Source organism: Streptomyces sp. NPDC054956, assembly GCF_053609185.1.
In genome coordinates this window covers 1-5025 of sequence record NZ_JBSGXB010000433.1, presented here as the reverse complement: position 1 = coordinate 5025, position 5025 = coordinate 1, and the positions used below count along the sequence as shown (strand labels likewise).

Genomic DNA, 5025 nt, shown 5'->3' with positions numbered 1-5025 from the left:
CTTTTTGGGGGGGGGGGGGGGGGGGGGGGCCCCGCGGGGAGCGGCGCCCCCCCCGCGTGGGGCCGGGGCGGAGCCCGGCGAACGGTGGAAGGGTGGGTAGGGGACTGGCCCGCGCAGCGCCGCCCTGGGACCCCACGCGCACAGCTCCGCGCAGCGGCGGAACACGGCACCCCGTGAGAGCGCGAGCGCGGCTGCCCGGCGGGGTACCGAGGACGGCGGCTGGGTCGGGGCCGGCTGCGGCACCGGCCCGCGAGGGGCTCGGCACAGGGCGGCGGGCGTCAGCCTCGCCGGGGTCAGCCCGTCGGGGTCAGGAGGCAGCGGCCGACCAGGCCGACGCCCGCGTCGAGGGACTCGGTGAACTCCTCCGCCAGATCGGGGGAGCGGCGCAGCGACCACAGCAGGCGGGCCGACGCCCAGGCCCCCGCGCGGGCCCGTTCCAGGCTCCACGCGCCGAGCAGGTGCGTCAGCGGATCCGCGATCTCCAGGACGTCCGGACCGGGCATCAGGTCCTCCCGGATGTGCTCCTCCAGGGAGACCAGCGTGTCGCCGACCCGGTCGAAGTCCGCTTCGAGCGCGGCCGGCTCGCAGTCCAGGGAGCGGCAGGTGGAGACCACCGCCAGCGCCAGGTCGTGCCCGATGTGGGCGTTGATCCCGGCCAGCGCGTGCTGGAGCGGCCGGATCCCGGGATGGCGGCGGTACTGGAGCAGCGGCCGCCAGCAGGCCGGGGCCCGGTCGGTCTCCACCGCCGACAGGTAACGCTCGGCGAAGCGGACGCTGAGCGTCTCCGCCCTGCGCGGCGAGGGGAACGCCCCGTAGGAGATCCGTTCGTGGAGCGTCTGCGTCACCGTGAGGTACACCCGGTTGAAGACGGCGACGCCGTCCCGCTCGGGGAGCCGCTCTTCCAGGGCGCGCATCCGCGCCAGCACCGCTTCCATGGGGACCATGGGAGGCAGCGTCCCAGTCGCGGGCCGGGATCAGGGGAACTTGGCCGTACGCTTCGCCGGTTCGGGCGAAACCGCGTCAACCGCGCTTGTCCCCGGAGCCTTCCGCGGCCCCGGAGCCCTCGCGGTCCGGGCCGCCGCCGTTGCCGTTGCCGTCGCCGCCGCCGTCCCCGTCGTCGTACGCGGAAGTGCCGGAGTCGAGCAGCGGCTCCTGCTGCTTCAGGTGCGCCGGCGCGAAGTACCGCAGCGCGTGGTAGCCGGTGATGACGACGATCGTGCCGAGCGCGATCCCGCCCAGCTCGAAGCTGTCGCTGATGTGCAGCTTGACCCCGCCGACGCCGATGATGATGCCCGCCGCGGCCGGCACCAGGTTCAGCGGATTGCGCAGGTCCACCCGGCCGTTGATCCAGATCTGCGCGCCGAGCAGGCCGATCATGCCGTACAGGATCACGGTGATCCCGCCCAGCACCCCGCCGGGGATCGCCGCGACGACCGCGCCGAACTTGGGGCACAGGCCGAAGAGGAGCGCGAACCCGGCCGCCGCCCAGTAGGCCGCCGTCGAGTACACCCGGGTGGCCGCCATGACGCCGATGTTCTCGGAGTAGGTGGTGTTCGGCGGACCGCCGACGGCCGTGGAGAGCATCGAGGCGGCGCCGTCGGCCGCGATGGCGGTGCCGAGCTTGTCGTCGAGCGGGTCGCCGGTCATCTCGCCGACGGCCTTGATGTGACCGGCGTTCTCCGCGATCAGCGCGATGACGACCGGCAGGGCGATCAGGATCGCCGACCACTCGAAGGCCGGCGCGTGGAAGGTGGGCAGCCCGATCCAGTCGGCCTCGGCCACCCCGGACAGGTCGAGCCGCCAGTGGTCGACGGCGTCCGGTCCGCCCGTGGTGGAGTGGATCTTGCCGAAGACCAGGTCGAAGACCCAGGAGATGCCGTACCCGAAGATCAGGCCGAGGAAGATCGCGATGCGCGACCAGAAGCCCCGCAGGCAGACCACGGCCAGCCCCGTGAACAGCATGGTCAGCAGCGCCGTCCACTGGTCCTGCGGCCAGTACGTGGACGCCGTCACCGGAGCCAGGTTGAAGCCGATCAGCATCACGACCGCGCCCGTCACCACCGGCGGCATCGCCGCGTGGATGATCCGCGCCCCGAACCGCTGGACGGCCAGGCCCGCGAGGAACAGCGCCGCGCCGACCACGAACACCGCGCCCGTGACGGTCGCGCTGTCCCCGCCGCTCGCCCGGATCGCCGCCGCCACGCCCACGAAGGAGAGCGAGCAGCCCAGGTACGAGGGGACCCGGCCGCGCGTCGCGAGCAGGAAGATGACGGTGGCGACGCCCGACATCATGATCGCGAGGTTGGGGTCCAGACCCATCAGGACCGGGGCGACGAAGCTCGCCCCGAACATCGCCACGACGTGCTGGGCGCCCAGCCCCGCGGTCCGCGGCCACGACAGCCGCTCGTCCGGCCGCACCACCGCGCCGGGGGCGGGGGTCCGCCCGTCTCCGTGCAGGGTCCAGCGCACGCCGAGGCCCATGTTCCACCGCATTTCGTGTCTCAGGTCGGGTCGGTCAAGCTTCGAGGCCGCAGGCGGCCAGGCGACATATTACGGCTGGATAGCGGCAGGTTCGTCCCGATTGGCGGGGTCGGCGGCCCCGCCGGCGGCCGCCACCGGCCGCTGCCGCAGTACGGCCGCCCCCGCGATCAGCGCGAACGACAGCAGCGTGACCAGCCCGAACGACACCACCAGCGAGGTCGCGTCGGCCACCGCGCCGATCGCCGACGGGGCGATCAGCCCCGAGGTGTACGTGATCGTCGCGACACCCGCGATGGCCTGCGCCGGGGCCGGGCCGCTGCGCGCGGCGGCCGCGAAGGCCAGCGGGACCACCACGGCGATGCCGAGCCCGATCAGCCCGAAGCCGGCCAGGGCCGCGGCCGGATGCCGGACCGTCACCACGAGCAGCCCGCCCGCGGTGGCCAGCGCGCCGCCCGCGCGGACCGTGCGTACGGGCCCGAACCGGTCCACGACCTTGTCCCCGGCGAGCCGGGCGAGCGCCATCGTGAGCGCGAACGCGGTGGTGGAGGCGGCGGCGAGGCCGGCGTCGGTGTCCAGCACGTCCCGCAGGTACACCGCCGACCAGTCCATGCTCGCGCCCTCCGCGAAGACCGCGCAGAAGCCGATCGCCCCGATGAACAGCGCGGACTTCGGCGGGAGCGCGAAGTGCGGCGGCGCCTCCGCGCCGTCCGCGTCGGTACGCAGGTCCAGGACGCCCCGTACGGCCACCAGCCCGGCCGCCGTCAGGGCGACCGCGGCGATCAAGTGGTGGAGGCGGGCGTCGGCCCCGGTGTGCGCGGCGACCGTACCGGCGGCCGAGCCGATCAGGGCGCCCACGCTCCACATGCCGTGCAGCGAGGACATGATCGAGCGCTTCAGCCGGTTCTCGGTCTCCACGCCCAGCGCGTTCATCGCCACGTCGGACATGCCGGCCGTGGCCCCGTAGACGAAGAGCGCGAAGCAGAGCGTCACCAGGTTCGGGGCCAGGCTCGGCAGGACGAGGGAGAGCGTCCACAGGCCCAGCAGCACCCGCAGGGCGGTGCGCGCGCCGAGCCGGTGGTTGATCCGCCCGGCCAGCGGCATCGTGAGCGCGGCGCCGAGGGCGGGGAAGGCGAGGGCCAGGCCCAGGGTGCCCGCGCCGAGCTGCGCGTGGTCCTGGATCCAGGGGATGCGGGTGGCGAAGGAGCCGGTCACCGCGCCGTGTACGCAGAAGACGCCGGCTATGGCGTAGCGGGCATGGCGCAGTCGCGCCGGGCTGAGGTCGGGTTCCCCGGTCATGAAAAATAAACTATCAGGGACCCTGCCTGATAGTTAATCCCCAGGAGCTCATAGGATGGGCGCCGTGACCCCCGCCAAGGCCCTGACCACGTCCCCGGCCTCCCCGAGCACGGCCCGCGCGATCAACGACCGGCTCGCCCTGCGACTGCTCCAGGACGAGGGCCCGCTGACGGCCACCCAGCTCAAGAAGCTGACCGGCCTGTCCCGCCCCTCCGTCGCCGACCTGGTGGAACGGCTCACCGGGGCCGGACTGATCGAGGTCGTCGGCGAATCCGGCGAACAGCGGCGCGGCCCCAACGCCCGGCTGTACGGGATCGTCGCGCGGCGGGCGTACCTCGCGGCGCTCGACGTACGGACGGACAGCGCGACCGCGGTGGTCACCGACCTGCTCGGACACCCGCTGGCCGAGGCCGCCCTCCCGGTCGACGCGGTCGAGGAGGCCGTCGACCGCCTGGAGGAACTCGCGCGGCGGGCGGGCGCGGACCGGCTCCACACGGTGGTCGTCGGCGCACCGGGCCTGGTCGCCCCGGGCAGCGGCGAACTCGGCGACACCATCGGACTGCCCGGCTGGCACCGGGACCTGGTGGCGGCGCTCCAGCGGCGCCTGCCGTCGGTGGTCGTGGTGGAGAACGAGACCAACCTGGCGGCCCTGGCCGAACAACGGGTCGGCGCGGCCCGGGACGTGGACTCCTTCGTACTGCTGTGGCTCGGCGCGGGGGTCGGCGCGGCCGTGGTCCTGGACGGCCGGCTGCGCCGGGGAGCCTCCGGCGGAGCCGGCGAGATCGGCTTCCTCCCCGTGCCCGGCACGGGCGGACTGCCGTCGGCCACCGACTGCTCGGGCGGCTTCCACGCCCTCGCGGGCCGCGGGGCCGTCGCCGCCCTGGCGGCCGAACACGGCTACCGCGGGCCGGTGGAGGAGGCCGTCGCCGGCGCCGCCGGGGAGGCCTTCCTCGACGCACTCGCCGAGCGGCTCTCCCTGGGCGCCGCCGCCGTGGCGGCCATCCTCGACCCCGGCTGCGTGGTCCTCGGCGGTGAACTCGGCCGCGCGGGCGGACCCGCGCTCGCCGCCCGGGTCGCCGCCCGGCTGACCACCCTGACCCCGGTCACCACCGAGGTCCGCGCCACCGCCCTCGGCGGCCCGGCCGTCCTCACGGGCGCCCGCCTCGCCGCCCGCGAGGCGGCCCAGGCGGTGCGGTTCGGCTAGGCCGTCCCTTTCGGATCCTGCCGGGCCCGCGGCGCCCGGCACCG

The 5025-nt window shown here is 74.8% G+C and carries 4 protein-coding genes; 1 reads left to right on the top strand and 3 read right to left on the bottom strand.

Annotation, left to right across the window (positions count from 1 at the left end; genetic code table 11):
* Positions 1 to 293 precede the first annotated feature (293 nt).
* The 3 genes from ACWGDE_RS36010 to ACWGDE_RS36000 all read right to left on the bottom strand — a co-directional run bounded on the left by ACWGDE_RS36010 (position 294) and on the right by ACWGDE_RS36000 (position 3777).
* Entirely contained in the window at positions 294 to 944 is a 651-nt protein-coding gene (locus ACWGDE_RS36010) for a DUF5995 family protein (protein WP_453393288.1), read from the bottom strand.
* A 76-nt stretch (positions 945 to 1020) separates the two neighbouring features.
* Complete coding sequence (locus tag ACWGDE_RS36005; RefSeq protein WP_453393289.1) at positions 1021 to 2481, bottom strand: uracil-xanthine permease family protein; 1461 nt, start codon at positions 2479 to 2481, stop codon at positions 1021 to 1023.
* Positions 2482 to 2550: 69 nt separating this feature from the next.
* Positions 2551 to 3777 (bottom strand): MFS transporter, encoded by a 1227-nt coding sequence (locus ACWGDE_RS36000; protein ID WP_453393287.1) that lies wholly within the window; start codon positions 3775 to 3777, stop codon positions 2551 to 2553.
* Between the two features lie 55 nt (positions 3778 to 3832).
* Between ACWGDE_RS36000 and ACWGDE_RS35995 the strand changes: the two genes are divergently transcribed.
* The gene (locus ACWGDE_RS35995; RefSeq protein WP_453393286.1) at positions 3833 to 4981 is read left to right on the top strand and encodes an ROK family transcriptional regulator; all 1149 of its coding nucleotides are present in this window, start codon (positions 3833 to 3835) and stop codon (positions 4979 to 4981) included.
* The last annotated feature ends 44 nt before the right edge of the window (positions 4982 to 5025 follow it).